At 41.3% G+C, this 17871-nt stretch carries 17 protein-coding genes; 3 read left to right on the top strand and 14 right to left on the bottom strand.

The annotated features are described in order from the left end of the window. Positions 1 to 149 precede the first annotated feature (149 nt). Positions 150 to 905: a fibro-slime domain-containing protein gene (locus tag PCNPT3_RS07815; RefSeq protein WP_015465336.1), complete on the bottom strand. Its 756-nt coding sequence runs from the start codon at positions 903 to 905 to the stop codon at positions 150 to 152. 354 nt (positions 906 to 1259) lie between these two features. Here PCNPT3_RS07815 and PCNPT3_RS07820 point away from each other — a divergent pair, with 354 nt between their 5' ends. Next, on the top strand, positions 1260 to 2129 hold the full coding sequence (locus tag PCNPT3_RS07820; protein ID WP_041771278.1) for a DMT family transporter: 870 nt from the start codon (positions 1260 to 1262) through the stop codon (positions 2127 to 2129). Positions 2130 to 2251: 122 nt separating this feature from the next. Here the strand turns inward: PCNPT3_RS07820 and PCNPT3_RS14420 are convergent, their stop codons facing one another. Together PCNPT3_RS14420 and PCNPT3_RS07830 are read right to left on the bottom strand one after the other, a co-directional pair. Beyond that, positions 2252 to 2377: a hypothetical protein gene (locus PCNPT3_RS14420; protein WP_156801514.1), complete on the bottom strand. Its 126-nt coding sequence runs from the start codon at positions 2375 to 2377 to the stop codon at positions 2252 to 2254. A gap of 205 nt (positions 2378 to 2582) precedes the next feature. After that, the gene (locus PCNPT3_RS07830) at positions 2583 to 3341 is read right to left on the bottom strand and encodes a fibro-slime domain-containing protein (RefSeq protein WP_015465339.1); all 759 of its coding nucleotides are present in this window, start codon (positions 3339 to 3341) and stop codon (positions 2583 to 2585) included. A 464-nt stretch (positions 3342 to 3805) separates the two neighbouring features. Between PCNPT3_RS07830 and PCNPT3_RS07835 the strand changes: the two genes are divergently transcribed. Beyond that, on the top strand, positions 3806 to 4108 hold the full coding sequence (locus PCNPT3_RS07835) for a hypothetical protein (RefSeq protein WP_015465340.1): 303 nt from the start codon (positions 3806 to 3808) through the stop codon (positions 4106 to 4108). A 46-nt stretch (positions 4109 to 4154) separates the two neighbouring features. Here PCNPT3_RS07835 and tmpT read toward each other — a convergent pair whose 3' ends face one another. The 9 genes from tmpT to ilvC form a co-directional block, all read right to left on the bottom strand. Then, the gene (tmpT, locus tag PCNPT3_RS07840) at positions 4155 to 4790 is read right to left on the bottom strand and encodes a thiopurine S-methyltransferase (protein ID WP_015465341.1); all 636 of its coding nucleotides are present in this window, start codon (positions 4788 to 4790) and stop codon (positions 4155 to 4157) included. Positions 4791 to 5040: 250 nt separating this feature from the next. Beyond that, positions 5041 to 5556 carry a methylated-DNA--[protein]-cysteine S-methyltransferase gene (locus PCNPT3_RS07845; protein WP_015465342.1) on the bottom strand — a complete coding sequence of 172 codons (516 nt, stop codon included), beginning with the start codon at positions 5554 to 5556 and terminating at the stop codon, positions 5041 to 5043. Positions 5557 to 5719: 163 nt separating this feature from the next. Continuing rightward, positions 5720 to 5995: a hypothetical protein gene (locus tag PCNPT3_RS07850; protein ID WP_015465343.1), complete on the bottom strand. Its 276-nt coding sequence runs from the start codon at positions 5993 to 5995 to the stop codon at positions 5720 to 5722. A 243-nt stretch (positions 5996 to 6238) separates the two neighbouring features. Then, positions 6239 to 6886: a hypothetical protein gene (locus PCNPT3_RS07855; protein ID WP_015465344.1), complete on the bottom strand. Its 648-nt coding sequence runs from the start codon at positions 6884 to 6886 to the stop codon at positions 6239 to 6241. A gap of 278 nt (positions 6887 to 7164) precedes the next feature. Beyond that, positions 7165 to 8727 carry a threonine ammonia-lyase, biosynthetic gene (gene ilvA / locus PCNPT3_RS07860; protein WP_015465345.1) on the bottom strand — a complete coding sequence of 521 codons (1563 nt, stop codon included), beginning with the start codon at positions 8725 to 8727 and terminating at the stop codon, positions 7165 to 7167. A gap of 1 nt (position 8728) precedes the next feature. After that, complete coding sequence (gene ilvD / locus PCNPT3_RS07865) at positions 8729 to 10579, bottom strand: dihydroxy-acid dehydratase (protein ID WP_015465346.1); 1851 nt, start codon at positions 10577 to 10579, stop codon at positions 8729 to 8731. A gap of 156 nt (positions 10580 to 10735) precedes the next feature. Next, on the bottom strand, positions 10736 to 10993 hold the full coding sequence (ilvM, locus tag PCNPT3_RS07870; RefSeq protein ID WP_015465347.1) for an acetolactate synthase 2 small subunit: 258 nt from the start codon (positions 10991 to 10993) through the stop codon (positions 10736 to 10738). 38 nt (positions 10994 to 11031) lie between these two features. Continuing rightward, positions 11032 to 12681 (bottom strand): acetolactate synthase 2 catalytic subunit, encoded by a 1650-nt coding sequence (ilvG, locus tag PCNPT3_RS07875; RefSeq protein ID WP_015465348.1) that lies wholly within the window; start codon positions 12679 to 12681, stop codon positions 11032 to 11034. A 562-nt stretch (positions 12682 to 13243) separates the two neighbouring features. Further along, a complete protein-coding gene (ilvC, locus tag PCNPT3_RS07880; protein WP_015465349.1) occupies positions 13244 to 14719 on the bottom strand; it encodes a ketol-acid reductoisomerase in 1476 nt (491 codons plus the stop codon). Between the two features lie 172 nt (positions 14720 to 14891). Between ilvC and ilvY the strand changes: the two genes are divergently transcribed. Continuing rightward, complete coding sequence (ilvY, locus tag PCNPT3_RS07885; RefSeq protein ID WP_015465350.1) at positions 14892 to 15773, top strand: HTH-type transcriptional activator IlvY; 882 nt, start codon at positions 14892 to 14894, stop codon at positions 15771 to 15773. A gap of 61 nt (positions 15774 to 15834) precedes the next feature. Here ilvY and leuD read toward each other — a convergent pair whose 3' ends face one another. Further along, positions 15835 to 16440: a 3-isopropylmalate dehydratase small subunit gene (gene leuD / locus PCNPT3_RS07890; RefSeq protein ID WP_015465351.1), complete on the bottom strand. Its 606-nt coding sequence runs from the start codon at positions 16438 to 16440 to the stop codon at positions 15835 to 15837. A gap of 11 nt (positions 16441 to 16451) precedes the next feature. Next, positions 16452 to 17852 (bottom strand): 3-isopropylmalate dehydratase large subunit, encoded by a 1401-nt coding sequence (gene leuC, locus PCNPT3_RS07895; RefSeq protein WP_015465352.1) that lies wholly within the window; start codon positions 17850 to 17852, stop codon positions 16452 to 16454. Between the last annotated feature and the right edge of the window lie 19 nt (positions 17853 to 17871).

Raw genomic sequence — 17871 nt, forward strand, 5'->3', positions numbered from 1 at the left:
ATTTATTTTATTTTTCCAAAAAGGTGTAAATAATATCGACAGGATTTAGAGGTGTTCTGACGACAATAAAAAGCATTTCTCTTCTCTATTTCCCAAAAAAATAGCCTCTGTAATTTAAACACCACAGAGGCTTGTTCACCAAATATCTACTATTTTTTTGATTTTCGTTTAACTAAAAATAACAAACTTAGGCCCATTAACATGATAAATAGCGTATTAGGGGCATCAACCGGCTGAGACGTTAATAAAATTGAAGTATCAATACGGAAGTTTGACTGCGTTTTATGACGCTCTGCAAAAAACAGATCAAAAGTATAATTACTACCAGCGACTAACCCTAATGAATCTAGATTAACACTTTGCCCACTTGCGCCATGCACACCACCTAAATCAACCACCAGTTGGCCATTGATAAAGACCCATAAATCATCATCACCAACAAAACTAAACATCTCTCCACCTTGGTAGGTAAAGTTACTATTCAGCTCATAAGTAAAATGATAATTATGTGCATTACCTTCATTACCCCATCCCAAACCATCCATGGGAAAGAAACTTGAATTTGTATAAGTGTATACATTCGGATCTGCTGTAATGGTATTATCTAAATTAATCGAATATGAAAGGCTCTGATTAACCCCGCTCACATCGTTATACCATTGATTAAAGTTTACGCCTGATTGATAAACACTTGCGGTTGATAAACCACTATAAACGGGTTTTCCATCCCCCCCAAGAGTCGCATCTACCATGCCTGTAACGTTACCGTCAATCGCACGCTCAAAATCAGAATGTGATTGCTTAAAGTCACGCAGAGTACCACCGAGAGTGATCATTGATGCGTTGCTTTGTGCTGAAAAAATTAATAAAGCAACGATTAAATAACAATAATTTTTAGTTTTCATCCTATTCTCCTAAAAAATAATGAGAGCTTACTCACGCTTTTATAGTGCAGATTTAATGCAAAAAAAATATCCCAATAGAATCAAATGGATATAATAATCCGCTTGTTTTTTTGTTGACGTTGTAAATAATATCGACAGAATTCTCACTTTTTATTGCATCGATAAAAGCAATAAAAAATCCCTTCTCTTACCTCTCTATTCCAAAAGAGTATAAAAACCTTTTTATTTAGAAAAAAAAATACACAGAGAGGCGGCCCATCACGTATAAAAGTCAGCTTTGCACCACAATCCATTGGTAAATGAAGAGAATAAGTCGTATGCTCTGATACCTTTTTTATTTAGAATAAATGATTTATGTCTCAGCACCATCCCCTACAAGGCGCCTCTTGGATGCTAAGCGCTGGCCTTGCTTTTGCTATCGTCAACAGTATTGCGCAATACCTCAGTATTACATTTGGCATTCCCTCGACCATGGTAGCCTTAGTGCAATACGCCATTGCTTTAGTGGTGATATTGCCTTATCTGCGCACCTTAGGTATCCGTAACTCACTTAAAACAAACTACTTTGGCGCCCACTTATTCCGTGTGTTTATTGCTGTCATTGGTATTCAATTATGGTTATGGGCACTCGCTTACCCCGTTCCTATTTGGCAAGGCATTGCATTACTCATGACATCGCCTTTGTTTGCCACTATTGGCTCTGGATTGTTTTTAAAAGAAAAGGTTGGGATGGCGCGTTGGGGCGCGACGTTGGCAGGTTTTGTCGGTGCAATGATAATCTTAGAGCCTTGGGCAGACAGCTTTACGTGGGCAACATTACTGCCCGTCGGAGCGGCTTTCTTCTGGGCTTGGTACTCTTTAATGGTAAAGAAAATGTCAGCAACTGACTCCCCTTCTACTATGGTGGTCTACTTACTGGTATTAATAACGCCCTTTAATATTTTACTCGCATTACCCGATTGGCAAATACCGACGGGCGTTAATGTCTGGTTATTATTAATGGGTGCAGGCGTAATGACCGCCTTAGCGCAATGGGCGATTGTAAAAGCTTATTCCGTTGCAGATGCCTCTTTTGTACAACCTTTCGATCATGCAAAATTACCCTTAAATGTATTGGGTGGCTGGTTGGTTTTTGGCTGGGTACCGCCGGGACGTTTATGGCTGGGCGCGGCTATTATTATTGCATCCGTTGCGTTGATAACACAATGGGAACGTAAAAAGTAACGCCTCAAAAAGATTAAATGACAGTGCCAAATATGGCGCTGTCATTACAACTTAGCTGATTTATCACGGCGTTTGTAACAACCAAACAAATTCTTTAGCATCGATACCTTTTATGCCCCCCCCTAACTCCACTGCAGGCATGCAAAAGGAGGCCCATTGAGCAATATTTTGTCGTATTCAACCGTAATTAATAGTTGCTTGGCGCCTTGACTTATCTGCGCGACATGCTGGGTATATTTACGGCGCATAGGATCGGGTCATGCAACAAAAGCTACGCGATCATAAATCGCATCGACTGGGTTTGATTTTTTTGCTGACAACGTAAATATATAACTCACAAATATATCGATGTTATGGCCTGGATAGTACTTTACCTCACCTAAATTTATAACCACTAGCGTATATAACTGGTGTGGGTTATGTCGTAATACTTGTTTCGTTAATGCTATCATATTAAAGTTTACGTTTTCGTTTAGCAAAAAATAACAAACTTAGACCCATTAACATAATAAATAGCGTATTAGGTGTATCAACTGAGTGAGAAGATGTAGATTTACCATTAAATAAAATTGACGTTTCCATGCTTAATATTGAGCCACCGGTATGGCGCTCCGCAAAAAACAGATCAAAAGAATAATCAGTACCGATGCTTAAGCCTAAAGTATCTAAATTTACACTTTGACTCCTTGCTGAATGTAAACCTCCTAAATCAATCACGAGTTCCTTATCGATAAAGACCCATAAATCATCATCGCCAGTAAAGTTAAACATCTCTCCACCTTGATAAGTAAATTTACTAGTAAGTTCATAAGTAAAATGATGATTATGTGCATTACCCTCATTTCCCCATCCTTTGTTATCAATCGGGAAAAAACTCATATCAGAAAAAGAATATACGTTGGGATCGGCGGTAATACTATTATCTAACGTTATTGAATGTGAAATTCTCTTATTCACGCTTTTAATATCATTGTACCACTGCTCAAAATGAGAAATAGTGGAGTTAGACTTACCGCTATAAATTGGCTTTCCATTCATACGTAGCCAAGACTTCAGTAACCCGGTTTCAAGCCCTGAAGTATTACCCTCAAAATTAACATGTGATTGCTTAAAATCACGAACAGTCCCCTCTAACGTTATTAGAGCTGCATTTGATTGCATCGAAAAAACAAATAAAAGGGTCATTAAATAGTAATGTTTTTTAATATTCATATGTTTATTCTCCTCAAGTAAGCGATATGTTGCTCTGTTCTACTTTTTAGAGCAAGTTTAACCCCATTCTAAATAATCCAGCCAAATCAAAGGGATGGTGTTATTTTATTGGTTTTTTTATTTAAAGTGTAAATAATATCGACAGGGTTTTTACTTGTTATTATGTTTATAATGGTAATACAAAAATTCTTTTTTTCATCTGTATTTCCCAAAAAAGTATTAAAAAACTTTTCTTTTTAAAAAAATACACAACGAGGCGAGCTTTTACGTATAAAAATCAACTATTAACAACAATCCATTGCTAAATTAAGACAATAAGTCGTATGTTCTAATATCTTTTTTATTTAAAATAAATGATTTATGTCTCAGTAGCATCCCCTACAAGGCGCCTCTTGGATGCTTAGCGCAGGCCTTGCTTTTGCTATCGTCAACAGTATTGCGCAATACGTCATTGGTATTCAATTATGGTTATGGCCACTCGCTTACCCCGTTCCTATTTAGCAAAGCATGGCATTACTCATGATCTCGCCTTTATTTGCCACTCTTGGCTCTGGATTATTTTTAAAAGAAAAGTCGGGGTTGCAGATGCCTCTTTTGTACAACCTTTCGATCATGCAAAATTACTCTTAAATGTATTGGGTGGGTGGCTGGTTGGTTTTTGGCTGGGTACCGCCGGGACGTTTATGGCTGGTAGCGGCTATTATTATTGCATCCATTGCGTTGATAACTCAATGGGAATGCAAAAAGTAACGCCTCAAAAAGATTAAATGACAGTGCCAAGTCTGGCGCTGTCATTGCAACTTAGCTGATTTATCACGGCGTTTGTAACAACCAAACACATTCGATAGCATCGATACCTTTTATGCCCCCTTCAATGTCACTACTTGTCAATAATGACAAGACATAATTAGCTTCATAGTATTGTTTTATTTGCGCTTTTGGGCATGCAAACGGAGGCCCACAAAGCAATGTTTGGTCGTATTCAAATGTAATTAATAGTTGCTTGGCGCCTTGGCTTATCTGCGCGACGTGCTGGGTATATTTACGGCGCATAGGATCGGGTAATGCAACAAAAGCGGCGCGATCATAAATCGCATCGACAGAGCCTAATTGCTTTGCTGACAAGGTAAATATATCACCCACAAATATATCGATATTATGCCCTTGATAGTGCTTTATCTCACCTAAATTTATCACCACTGGCGTCACCCTTAAGCTTGCAAATAATTGCACAACAGCCTGCTCGACTAATTCAGCCCCAACCACGCGGTAGCCTTGTTCAAGAAGCCATGCGATATCTAACGTTTTACCACACAGAGGCACAAAAACGCGATCATTCTCTTCTAAAGATAAAGCCTCTATATGCTTTATTAATTGTGGATTAACGGTACTTTGATGAAAACCAATTTGCCCCTTCTTCCACTTTTCATGCCAAAACGCTTGATGCATATGCTCTCACTCTTGAATTAAAATTAAATAATTTACCTGATTTTTTAGAATAACCTGATCAAACCTGCATAGATAGCTGATTAATTGAAACCGACTTTAATACGTGGCGATCACAAAGGGAAAATAGATATAAGTAGAAGTAAAGGAGGCATAAAAAAACTTAAATAACGAAAGTTCTCACTTCAAAACGCAGATAGAGATAATTTCAACAAGCAAACGGATCACTTCTTTAGTTTCTTTGGTATAAGAGCTATCTAACCGCACCCCCTTGCTCTAACTTTAGTAAGCGCGCCTTTAAAGGTAGGCCACCAGCATAACCTGTCAGCGTACCATTACTCCCAATAATCCGGTGACAGGGAATAATCAATGCCATTGCATTTGCCCCATTGGCATTAGCAACCGCGCGCACCGCTTTTTCGTTACCGATATCTTTTGCTAATTGTAAATAGGAGGATGTCTGCCCATATTTAACCTTCGCCAGTGCATGCCAGACGCTCTTTTGAAAATCAGTTCCCACCATCACAAAAGGCAGATCAAATTGCTGGCGCATCCCGCATAAGTACTCATCCAGTTGGGATCGCGTCTCTCTTAACAGGATATTATCTTGTTCAACAAATTGCGCATTAAGTCCTTTTTGCAAGCGAGAATCTACGCCCTGTCTACGCTCTCTATCTTTAAAATCAACTAAACAAAGCTTATTTGAAAATGATCCTAAAATAAAGCTTATCTCTTTTGTTTGATAATACTGAATATTAATTTTTTGCATATGGGAGCCTTTGCCATTAGGTCTTAATGATTAATGATGAGTGCTAGATAGCCTCTCATCATACTCGCGACACGTGATCGGCTCTCCCGTCAAAACACACAACGCCTGTAGGGATAATTTCAACAAGTAAGACAGAGCGCTTTTTTAGTTTCTTGGGTATGAGTTAGATATTTAATGCCTTTTTTAACTTGTTACTCTCAAGTGCTAATTTGATAGAAATAAAAGTACAAATAGCCGTACATGTTAAAGCAATCGCCAATGCGCTATTTATCCACACAGGATCTGCCAATAACGGGTGTAATAATTGTGGCGCTTTATCCATTTTTGCAAAGATGCCGACGCCAATAACGAGCATCGCAGGGATATCTAAAAAGCGGATTGATTTTCTTTTTTTATCAATCTCAAGTAGACGCGCTTGTTGTTGTTTTTTAAGTTCCATTTAGGTTTTCCTATTTATCCAATTTTGTGACAATATCTCATAAATTTCCCCTTACAACCAACCTTATTACAGACCAGTCGCTCAAGCTGAGGACATACAACGAGTTCATGCAATGCCACTCATCGCACAGACATTTCATTGCATATATTTATCCGCCCACTCGCTCTTGCTTATGACATCATTCCAAAAAAAAGCCTGCTCTTATATAAGAGCAGACTTTTTTGCATTTTAATAAGTATTTTATTAAAATTGTTTTTTTACTTTTGAGAATCCAAGTCCCGCTAGAGCAAGGACAAGAAATAACCATGTCATAGGCGCTGGCACGGTAGTAACACTGCCCGCTTTAAGCGCGTCCATCACTACCTCTACACCCGTTATTTTAACACTGCTAAAATAACTGTCAGACATAAATCCAACCCAATTTAATTCACCCGCTGCAGACTGTAAGTCCATGGAAAATGATTGCAATAAATTATTACTGCTATCAAAAAAATCAAATCGCGTATCAAAAAACAGGTACGAATCGGCAAAATAACCACCAAAAGAATTGGCATTAAACCCAAAATCTATATTAATAAACCCCAGGCCGAAAAGTACGGCAAATTGATTGCCATCTTGAGGTATAGCACCTACCCAAGAGGTAGTCGTACCATAAATATTCCAATTAGCAGAATCGCTAATAAGGTAATTACCGCTATGCGTGTTATTACCACTGCTCATTGTTGCATTACCACCTAATATGCTTTCACTCGTATAATGCGTCTGGTTAGTAAAAGATTCAAAACTTTCGCTATGTGCCCCTACAAAACTTCCTTGGCTCACACTGATGATACTGGCTTGAGCACTTAGACAGATGCATGAGATAAATACGATTGATATAAATTTATTCATAATGATTTATCCTTTTAAGTATTTGTGTGTAACTATCCCATTGCATTATCTAAGCCATTTTCTTTTAGACCTTGTTTTTATTAAGTTTTATGTTTTTCAATATAGAATTTTAGGGATTATTGTAAATATATTCGACAGGTCTGAGCAGAAGAAATCTGTGTGAGTCTTTTCGTCTGTTAATGACAATATTGATCTAAATTTAATATGTAAAAAAGAATATAAAAAACCCCGCAAAACGACATGCAGGGCTTAAAATGGGTGTTATACCCGGTAGAGGCTTAACCCGCTAAAAAGAACTGATAAGCGGGACTGTTGCTTTCATCTTTATACATAAAACCAAGCTCAACTAAAAACTGCTGAAAAGCCACGTTATCTTCTTCCGGGACTTCAAATCCCGCTAAAACATGGCCAAAGGCAGCGCCGTGATTACGATAATGAAATAAACTAATATTCCACTTACTCTTTAATGTTTTCAAAAAATGTAATAACGCGCCGGGGTGCTCAGGAAACTCAAAGCTAAATAAACGCTCTGTGATTTTTTCCGAGGGATGCCCTCCCACCATATAACGAACATGTAATTTGGCCATTTCATCTGCAGACAGATCTTGTACAACAAAAGCATTGTCTTCAAGTGTACTGATGATATCAGAGAGCTCACTACCACCCTCTGTTAAGCGGATCCCCGCGAACACCATCGCCGAATGACGACTGCTAAAACGATAATTAAACTCCGTGATCACACGCTTTTCTAATAATTCACAAAAATGTAAAAAAGCACCGGGTTTCTCTGCAATTTTAACCGCAAGGATAGCCTCCTTTTGCTCTCCCAACTCGCAGCGCTCAGACACATAGCGTAGGGTATGAAAATTCACATTGGCCCCACTTAAAATAGCGGCTACCTTTTCGCCCTTTCCGACGCTGCCCATATATTTTTTAAGGCCGGCGAGAGCAAGTGCGCCAGAGGGCTCTGCTATCGCACGAGTATCTTCAAAAATATCTTTCAGTGCGGCACAGATTTCATCTGAATTCACCGTGATCACCGCATCTACATATTGTCGAGCCAGACGAAAAGGCTCTTCACCAATTTGTTTTACCGCAACGCCATCGGCAAACAAACCAACTTTTTCTAATATCACGCGTTTATCCGCCTTTAATGCCTCTTTTAAACAGGCAGAGTCTTGTGATTCTACGCCAATAATTTTAACACTCGGCATCACCGCTTTATAAAAAGCAGCGATCCCCGCAATTAATCCCCCCCCACCAACGGGCACAAAAATAATCTCAAGATCACGTTGCTGCTGTAGCATCTCTTGCGCCATCGTACCTTGACCTGCGATCACGGACTCATCATCAAAAGGGGCAACATAAACGCGCCCTTGCTGCTTTGCAATTTGCTGCGCATACGCATTAGCGGTCTCAAAGACATCTCCATGTAAAATAACCTCAGCACCCAAACGTTGCACCGCCTCTACTTTGATAGCAGGTGTTGTTACTGGCATCACAATAACCGCGGTCATGCCTAGCGCACTGGCAGACATCGCCACGCCTTGCGCATGGTTTCCCGCCGATGCGCAAACAACGCCGCGCAAAGCTTCTTCAGCTGTTAGTTCTGCGATTTTATTATAAGCACCACGAATTTTAAAAGAGTGCACGGGTTGTAAATCTTCACGCTTTAAATAAACCTGACACCCTAAGCGGGCTGACAACTTATTTAAACACGACAACGGCGTCACATTCACCACATCATAAACACGTGACAATAAAATTTTCTGAAGATAATAATTCGCAAGATCATAATGTTGTGCTGTTTTTGGTGTTTCTCTAAAGGGTACGTCTAACATATTAATCCTCCAACATTGAAGCGTCACGAACCGCCCCTTTATCTGCACTGGTCACCAGCAAAGCGTAAGCTTTAAGCGCGAGTGGCACAATACGTTTTCTCGAAACGGGTTTCCAAGCAAGTTTACCGCGCGCTAGCATATTTTTATGGCGTAACTTGAGCTCTTCATCACTAATATCAAGGTGAATACTGCGTGCAGGAATATCAATTTTGATAACATCACCCGTCTCAATCAAGGCAATATTACCGCCCGCTGCAGCCTCTGGAGAAATATGCCCAATCGATAAGCCCGAGGTTCCACCCGAAAATCGTCCGTCGGTTATTAAGGCACATGATTTACCTAACCCACGTGATTTTAAATAACTGGTGGGATACAACATTTCTTGCATGCCGGGGCCACCTTTGGGGCCTTCATAACGAATGACAACCACATCACCCGCAATCACTTTTCCCGCTAAGATGGCGCTCACTGCATCATCTTGGCTCTCAAACACGCGCGCCGTACCGGTAAATTGATGCTCTTCTTCATCGACCCCCGCCGTTTTAACAATACAGCCCTTTGGCGCAATATTACCCGCCAGCACGGCAAGTCCGCCTTCTTGGCTAAACGCAAATTCACGTTTACGAATACAGCCATTCTGCCTGTCATCATCCACACTATCCCAGCGACTATCCTGACTAAAAGCTTGCTGAGTTGGAATACCTCCCGGACCTGCGCGGTAAAAATCACGCACACTCGCCTCTTTAGTTTGCACAATATCCCATTTCTCTAATACCGCTTTTAAACTACTGCCCGCCACATGATTAGCGTCATTATGAATAAGGCCGGCTCTGTCCAATTCGCCTAAAATACCCATTACCCCACCTGCGCGGTGCACATCTTCCATATGATATTTAGGTGTAGAGGGGGCAACTTTGCACAAATGAGGCACTAAGCGTGAAATTCTATCAATATCATCCATGTTAAAATCAATATGCGCTTCTTGGGCAGCAGCTAATAAATGCAGCACCGTATTACTTGAGCCTCCCATCGCAATATCAAGTGTCATGGCGTTTTCAAAGGCTTTAAAATTGGCAATATTACGCGGTAAAACAGACTCATCGTCATCGTCATAATAACGTTTCGTTAATGCCACAATGCACTTTCCCGCTTCTAAGAAAAGAGCGCGTCTGTCTGCGTGCGTTGCAAGCATAGTGCCATTACCGGGTAGTGATAACCCTAAGACTTCCGTTAGACAGTTCATGGAGTTAGCGGTAAACATACCAGAGCAAGAGCCACACGTTGGGCAAGCACTGCGCTCAATTTGTGCACTGTCAGCGTCGGAGATCCTGTCGTCTGCGCCCGCCACCATGGCATCGACCAAATCTAACTTAATAATTTTATCTGAAAGCTTGGTTTTACCCGCTTCCATCGGGCCACCTGAGACAAAAACAACCGGAATATTAAGGCGTAATGCCGCCATCAACATCCCCGGCGTGATCTTGTCACAATTTGAAATACACACTAAAGCATCCGCACAATGTGCATTTACCATATATTCAACACTATCAGCAATCAGGTCACGTGAAGGTAAACTATAAAGCATACCTGAATGGCCCATCGCAATGCCGTCATCAACCGCAATGGTATTAAATTCTTTAGAGATACCGCCCGCCTCAGCAATCGCACCCGCCACTAAATCACCCATGTTTTTAAGATGTACATGCCCAGGAACAAATTGGGTAAATGAATTCGCAATGGCAATAATAGGTTTTCCAAAATCATTATCTTTGACGCCAGTGGCGCGCCACAATGCACGCGCGCCTGCCATGTTTCGGCCTTCTGTACTAGTTGCTGAACGTAATTTGGGCATTAAAATATCCTTTTAAACGGTATTAAAGCATCATACTTTTACTTTAAACCTTAATTTTACGGGTAAAGGCTAAGGCGACTTTGCCTTGGCATTTTTATTCAATATATTAACTTTGTAACGCACATCCGTTATCACGGCGAACATCACAACGCTCTTTTATTTATTAACAAGACTAAGACGTGAGCCCTGAGACTCAATTCGACACGTAATAACATCAATTAACTTCTCTAATTGGTGCGTTAAAAGTTCAATGGCGCGCTCACTTTCTACATGTAAATCAATATACGCGACGTTATTATCCTCACATTGCATTTTCATTTGGGTCACTTTAAAACCACGATGGCGGACCACTCTTAAGACTCTCTCTAACACTTCAGGTCGTTGCTCTAACGTTAAATTTAATTGATAACCCATATTCATCTTCCTTTTTATCTCTTATTTATCTAAACAAATCAACTTGTTACTTCTTCAATCATGTCTTTATTGGCAGCCCCAGGCGGCACTAAAGGCCAGACATTGTGCGCATTATCAATACGCACATGTAATAGGTACGGCCCTTTACTATTTAGTAAGTCATCTAAACCTTGTTCAACCTCATCATGGTGATGGATGGTGCGCCCGGGGATATCAAATGCCGACGCTAATGTGACAAAGTCTGGATTGTCTGAAAGATCTGTTTCGCTGTAACGCTGTTTAAAAAAGAGCTGCTGCCATTGTTTGACCATACCCAGTTTTTGATTATCCATAAGCAAAATTTTAACCGCTAACTGGCCACGTTTAATGGTGCAAAGCTCCTGCACATTCATCATAAAAGAGCCATCTCCCGACACCGCAACCACCATTGCATCAGGACGAGATACCTTAGCGCCAATCGCCGCCGGCAAGCCAAAACCCATCGTACCCAGACCTGCACTCGACAAATGATTTTCTGGCTTACTAAAAGACATATGCTGTGCCACCCACATTTGATGTTGGCCTACGTCGCAACAAACCACATTATCCTTCGGTAATTTTTCGGCTAAGCGTTTAAGCATAGAGGGTGCAAAAATAAGATCACCTTTGCGCTCATAATTAAATTGATGATCATGCTTTAGTTGTTTAATTTGCTCGCACCAAGGTTGCAACTCTAAAGGCATTTGCAGTGCAGGCAACACAGTGCGTAAATCCCCTGAAAGAGACACATCGGCGCGCCGTAATTTCCCAAACTCTGCCGTATCGATATCTAAGTGAATGACTTTAGCCTTAGCTGCAAAACTATCTAGACGGCCCGTAACACGATCATCAAAACGGGCACCGACAACAATTAATAGGTCGCATTCATGTACCGCCAAGTTAGCAGCTTTAGTGCCGTGCATACCCAGCATGCCCAAATAACCGGCACTGTCTTTATCGATCGCGCCTAAACCTTTAAGCGTGGCAACCGATGCAATAGCCGTGATATCAATAAATTCACGTAATGCAGAGACCGCTTTCGCCATTCCCACACCACCACCGACATAAAGCATCGGTTTTTTTGATTTTTTAAGGAGGCTGCGAGCGGCCTCAATGTTGGCTTGTTCAAAAGAAACGGGCGGTGCTGGCGCGGCCTTTGGCACTTGATAATTCATCATCATCATTTGCAGATCTTTAGGGATATCCACCAGCACAGGACCCGGACGACCCGATGCTGCAATGGCAAAGGCTTTATATAAAATAGGCACAAGATCGTCAATATCCGTCACCATAAAACTGTGCTTAGTACACGAGAGTGACATACCTAAAATATCAATTTCTTGAAATGAATCTTTACCAATCAGTTCACTTAAAACTTGCCCCGTAATAGCAACCATTGGCACAGAGTCAAGCGCCGCATCAGCTAAGGCGGTGATCAAATTAGTTGCACCGGGCCCTGAAGTTGCAAAACAGACACCGGTTTTAGTACTCGCACGCGCATAACCTAAAGCTGCAAAAGCGGCACCTTGCTCATGGCGCGCCATCAGATGCTCAATGGGTGAGTCATAAAGCGCATCATAAATCGGCATAATAGCACCACCAGGGTAACCAAAAATTTGATGAACGCCATGATCCATTAACACTTGGATCACCGCATCCGCACCGCGCATCATCCTTTGATTTTTTTGCTTTCCTTGTTCTTGTTGTCTATTTTTCATCGTCTTTCTCACTATCAGTTAAATCATCATGGCGATTTAAGGGAAAGACTTTTAATACCAAAGGAATTAATTAAGTTTTCATGTATTGCGCAGAAAAAATTAACACTAGCAATGCGTGGGTTGTAGGAGAGTGTTGTTCTCACTTCAAAACTCACAACGCAGGTAGGGATAATTTCAACCAGCAAGACGGCTAACCTTTTTAGTTCCTTTGGTATAAATACCCATTCCCAATGGATTTAAACAAAAAAAACCCCCGTTCCTTGCGGAGCGGGGGTTTTTTTTATCTTAGAAGACCTTATTTTGTCTTCTCGATGCGTGCGTCCCCCCGCTGTGATCCAATGATCACCACGCTAATAATTATTATGAGGAGGAGGACAAAATGTAACATCGTTAATAAGTTCCTAATATGCTAATTGCATTCAAAATAAGGTGGATTAATATACATAGTGCTTAATTAATAACACAACAAAACAACAAAGACAATAAAAAAGGCACTAACTTATTAACTTGATCGTTATTCAACAATTGCTTTCATGGCGCGCATATGGAAACGTAATTCAGCACCAATTTTTTCAACTTTACTACTGCGAATAAGTCGATTTACTTCAATAAGACGTAGATTATCAACGGCATTACTGCCCGTCGTTGATGCGCCTCCGAGTACCTGTTTAGGCAAAGCCTTAACGTAGGGAGAAAGTAATGGCAGAGCTGCATGATTAAACAAATAACAGCCATATTCAGCCGTATCTGAAATCACTTTATTCATTTCATAAAGGCGTTTTCGAGCAATCGTATTAGCAATCAGTGGCGTCTCATGCAGTGATTCGTAATAGGCAGATGCCTCACCGATCCCCGCAAGTAGCATCGTATCAAAAGCAAGTTCAACCCCTGCTTTAAGCATAGCAACCAGAAAAACACCTTGGTCAAAATATTCTTGTTCGTCGATAAGTGCATCACTCTGCGGTGCTTTTTCAAACGCGCTTTGCTTAGTGTCCTCTCGCCATTTTAATAAATTAACATCATCATTTTTCCAATCCAGCATCATATTCTTTGAAAATTCACCACTGATAATATCGTCCATATGTTTTTCAAATAACGGTCTCAGGATCTCTTTTAGCTCTTGCGCCATGTCATAAGCTTTGATCTTATCTGGGTTAGATAAGCGATCCATCATATGTGTGATCCCTCCATGTTTAAGGGCTTCACTGATACTTTCCCAACCTTGTTGGATTAATTTAGAGGCATAATTTGGCTCAACACCTTGCGCGATCATTTTTTCATAACCAAGGATAGCGCCTGTCTGCAACATGCCACAAAGGATAGTTTGCTCTCCCATCAGATCAGATTTTACTTCTGCGATAAAAGACGAATGTAATACGCCCGCTCGGTGTCCACCGGTTGCACACGCATAGGCTTTTGCAACATCAAAGCCTTGTTGCTTGGGATCATTCTCAGGATGCACCGCAATCAAAGTGGGCACACCAAATCCGCGTTTATATTCTTCTCGTACTTCCGTCCCCGGACATTTAGGCGCAACCATGATCACCGTAATATCAGGACGGACTTGCATTCCCTCTTCGACGATATTAAAACCATGTGAATAAGATAATGTAGCACCCTGTTTCATTAAGCGCATGATCTGATTAAGTACATGAGTATGTTGTTTATCGGGTGTTAAATTAAGTACCATATCGGCTTTTGGCACGAGGTTTTCAATACTATCGACACAAAATCCATGGCTTTTTGCACTTAAATATGACGCGCGTTTTTCAGAAATCGCCTCAGGGCGTAATGCATAAGAGATATTTAGACCTGAATCTCGCATATTAAGGCCTTGATTCAGACCTTGCGATCCACACCCCAAAATAACAATGTTCCAATCTTTTATGAGATCGCAGGTGCCACTAAACTCATCACTGTGCATAAAACGACACTGTGCTAACTGTGTAAGTTGTTGACGTAAGTTTAAAGAATTAAAATAATTACGCATTTATGTAGCCCCTTGATTAAAGTTTATGTAGTGGAATGGCACGTTTAAACGACCCAAAATCCGTAAATTGACTATAGCGCATGATAGTGATTGCTTAAAATGATATATTTAAAAGACTATGTTGCAATTTATGCAACACTGCACCGAGTGTGCATTACGAGTAGGGTGATTTATGGATATTAAAACGCTACACATGTATTTACATCTGGCTAAGAGCCTACATTTTTCCAAAACAGCACAGGCTATGCATGTCAGTCCTTCCACATTGAGTCGTGCGATGCAAAGATTAGAGTCTGAAGTGGGGGTTAAATTATTACAACGTGATAATCGCAGTGTCGCACTAACCTATGCAGGCATTGAATACCGCCATTTTGCGAAGCAAACACTCGATAACTGGATCACCTTAAAAAACAAAATAGATCCCTCGCAAGCGTTACTTAAAGGCAAATTAACTATCTACTGCTCGGTCACCGCTGCATACAGTCATTTACCCGAATTGCTAGATCGTTTTAGAGACGAGCAACCGCTGATCGAAATAATATTAAGTACTGGCGATCCAGATAATGCCGTAAATGAAGTAAAAACAAATCATGCGGATATTGCGATAGCTGCCTTGCCAGATAATTTTCCTAACAATTTACACTTTTCGAAAATTGATAATATTAGCTTGCATGTCATTGCGCCGACCATCAAAGGCCAAGTACAAGATTTATTGCGTCTTGATCCTATTCCGTGGGAGAAAGTGCCTTTTATTATTCCCGAGCATGGCCCCGGACGCGATCGCTGTCTGCGTTGGTTCAAGCAGCAAGGCATTACGCCTAATATTTATGCGCAAGTATCCGGACAAGAGGCTATCGCCTCTATGGTCGCGCTTGGCTGTGGGGTTAGTATTACGCCGGATGTAGTGCTCAATAACAGCCCGATACGCGATCGCATTCAAATTGTTGAGTCCGCTATCCCCATTGTGCCTTTTGAATTAGGTTGCTGTTGTAAAAAAAATCGCTTAGAGGATCCAATCCTGAACGCTTTTTTCAAAAAAATATATTCTAAATAGAGCACTTGTGAGCGCTAATATGAAAAATCAGCGCTCACAATAATACAGGTGCACTTTATATTTAGGCGCGCCAGTTCGGGATACTGCGCTCATACTCTAAAATAGCGTCTTTGTCAGTAAGCGTCACATCGATCATATCGAGCCCATTTAATAAATCATGTCTATTGGCGCTACTAATATCAAAATCAAAAACGCTGCCTTGTGGCGATGTTACCGTTAACGCCTGTAAATCTACCGATATCTGAGCGCCCTCTTGCGCCTGCACTTCATCCATCAGTTTTTGCACCTCTGCCGGGCTTAAGCGTACCAACAATAAGCCATTATTAAGTGCATTAGCATAAAAAATGTCCGCAAAACTCACCGCAATGATCACCTTAAAACCAAAATCCATTAGCGCCCAAGGCGCATGCTCACGGCTCGAGCCACAACCAAAGTTTTCTTTGCTCAGTAAAATAGAAGCATTTTGATAGCGCGGATAATTAAGACTAAATTGAGGGTTCAGTTGCTTACCTGCATCATCAAGATAACGCCAATCATGAAAGAGGTGTACACCAAAACCCGACTTATCGACTTTACATAGAAATTGCTTAGGAATGATCTGATCCGTATCAACATTAATACTGTCAATGAGTACGCCAATGCCCTTGTGCTCCGTAAATACATTCATTATTTTAACTCCTAATATGCGTTTCTAATATCCACAAAATGCCCTGAAATCGCAGCGCCCACCGCCATCGCGGGACTCACTAAATGGGTAATACTGCCACGGCCCTGACGCCCCTCAAAATTGCGATTACTGGTAGAGGCGCAGCGATCGCCTGCCTTTAATTTATCATCGTTCATCGCTAGACACATTGAGCACCCCGGTAGGCGCCACTCAAAACCCGCTTCAATAAATAAATGTTGTAAACCCTCGCGCTCCGCTTGAGATTTAACAGAAACAGAGCCCGGCACCACAATAGCCACTACGCCTGGGGCTATTTTTCGCCCCTTTATTTGGGCGGCAGCCGCGCGTAAATCTTCAATTCGAGAGTTCGTACATGAGCCAATAAACACACGGTTAATTTTCACATCAGTCATTAACATGCCCGCTTGAAGGTTCACATAACGTAATGCTTTTTGCATACTGGCTCTTTCTGTTTTATCTTTTTCGAGCATTGGATCTGGCACCGGCTCATCAATGGCTAATACTTGCCCAGGATGCGTCCCCCATGTTAATTGAGGCGCAATATCAGCCCCATCAAGAGTGAGCGTCGCATCAAAAATAGCGCCCGCATCGGTTTTAAGCTCTGCCCAGTCCAATAATGCAGCCTGCCAATCCTCACCTTTTGGTGCAAACTCTCGTCCTTTAATATATTCGATAGTAGTCGCATCAGGGGCTATCATCCCCGCTTTAGCGCCCATTTCAATCGCCATATTACAAACCGTCATGCGACCTTCCATGCTCAAAGCGGCAATGGCCTCGCCACAAAATTCTAAAACGTAACCCGTCCCACCATCCATCCCCAGTTTACCAATGATTGCCAGCACAATGTCTTTCGCACAAATACCCTTAGCCACTTGCCCTCGCACTTCAATTTTCATGCTTTTAGCTTTGCTTTGACGTAAGGTTTGTGTGGCCATAACATGCTCAACATCAGAGGTGCCGATGCCAAATGCTAACGCGCCAAAAGCGCCGTGCGTTGCGGTATGTGAGTCGCCACAAACAATCACGTTGCCCGGTAACGTTATGCCTAGCTCTGGGCCAATAACATGCACGATACCTTGGTTTTTATGGTGTATGTCATAAAGCCGAATTGAAAATTCTTTACAGTTTTGTACTAGCGTCTGTACCTGAATTTTCGCCATTGGGCTTAATGCATCTAAGCTTGCACTCTTGGTCGAAATATTATGATCCATGGTTGCAAAAGCTTTTTTAGGTGCATGAAATTGACGCTGCGCGATGCGCATCCCACTAAAAGCTTGTGGCGACGTCACTTCATGAATAAGGTGTCTGTCCACATAAAGGAGAGGCACTTTACCCTCTTTCGCCAGTAAAACATGCGAGTTCCAGACTTTGTCATATAGCGTTTTAGGCATTACTTGTGCTCCTCTGAAA

Source organism: Psychromonas sp. CNPT3, from assembly GCF_000153405.2.
In the GTDB taxonomy this organism is placed as follows: Bacteria; Pseudomonadota; Gammaproteobacteria; order Enterobacterales; family Psychromonadaceae; genus Psychromonas.

Bases quoted from the DNA above. Each gene is read 5' to 3' on its own strand.
- leuC (WP_015465352.1), bottom strand. From the start codon at position 17,852: ATGCCTAAAACGCTATATGACAAAGTCTGGAACTCGCATGTTTTACTG.
- ilvY (WP_015465350.1), top strand. From the start codon at position 14,892: ATGGATATTAAAACGCTACACATGTATTTACATCTGGCTAAGAGCCTA.
- PCNPT3_RS07820 (WP_041771278.1), top strand. From the start codon at position 1,260: ATGTCTCAGCACCATCCCCTACAAGGCGCCTCTTGGATGCTAAGCGCT.
- PCNPT3_RS07855 (WP_015465344.1), bottom strand. From the start codon at position 6,886: ATGAATAAATTTATATCAATCGTATTTATCTCATGCATCTGTCTAAGT.
- ilvD (WP_015465346.1), bottom strand. From the start codon at position 10,579: ATGCCCAAATTACGTTCAGCAACTAGTACAGAAGGCCGAAACATGGCA.
- PCNPT3_RS07830 (WP_015465339.1), bottom strand. From the start codon at position 3,341: ATGAATATTAAAAAACATTACTATTTAATGACCCTTTTATTTGTTTTT.
- leuD (WP_015465351.1), bottom strand. From the start codon at position 16,440: ATGAATGTATTTACGGAGCACAAGGGCATTGGCGTACTCATTGACAGT.
- ilvA (WP_015465345.1), bottom strand. From the start codon at position 8,727: ATGTTAGACGTACCCTTTAGAGAAACACCAAAAACAGCACAACATTAT.
- PCNPT3_RS14420 (WP_156801514.1), bottom strand. From the start codon at position 2,377: ATGCGCCGTAAATATACCCAGCATGTCGCGCAGATAAGTCAAGGCGCC.
- PCNPT3_RS07850 (WP_015465343.1), bottom strand. From the start codon at position 5,995: ATGGAACTTAAAAAACAACAACAAGCGCGTCTACTTGAGATTGATAAA.
- ilvG (WP_015465348.1), bottom strand. From the start codon at position 12,681: ATGCGCGGTGCGGATGCGGTGATCCAAGTGTTAATGGATCATGGCGTT.
- PCNPT3_RS07815 (WP_015465336.1), bottom strand. From the start codon at position 905: ATGAAAACTAAAAATTATTGTTATTTAATCGTTGCTTTATTAATTTTT.
- tmpT (WP_015465341.1), bottom strand. From the start codon at position 4,790: ATGCATCAAGCGTTTTGGCATGAAAAGTGGAAGAAGGGGCAAATTGGT.
- ilvC (WP_015465349.1), bottom strand. From the start codon at position 14,719: ATGCGTAATTATTTTAATTCTTTAAACTTACGTCAACAACTTACACAG.
- PCNPT3_RS07835 (WP_015465340.1), top strand. From the start codon at position 3,806: ATGGTTATGGCCACTCGCTTACCCCGTTCCTATTTAGCAAAGCATGGC.
- ilvM (WP_015465347.1), bottom strand. From the start codon at position 10,993: ATGGGTTATCAATTAAATTTAACGTTAGAGCAACGACCTGAAGTGTTA.
- PCNPT3_RS07845 (WP_015465342.1), bottom strand. From the start codon at position 5,556: ATGCAAAAAATTAATATTCAGTATTATCAAACAAAAGAGATAAGCTTT.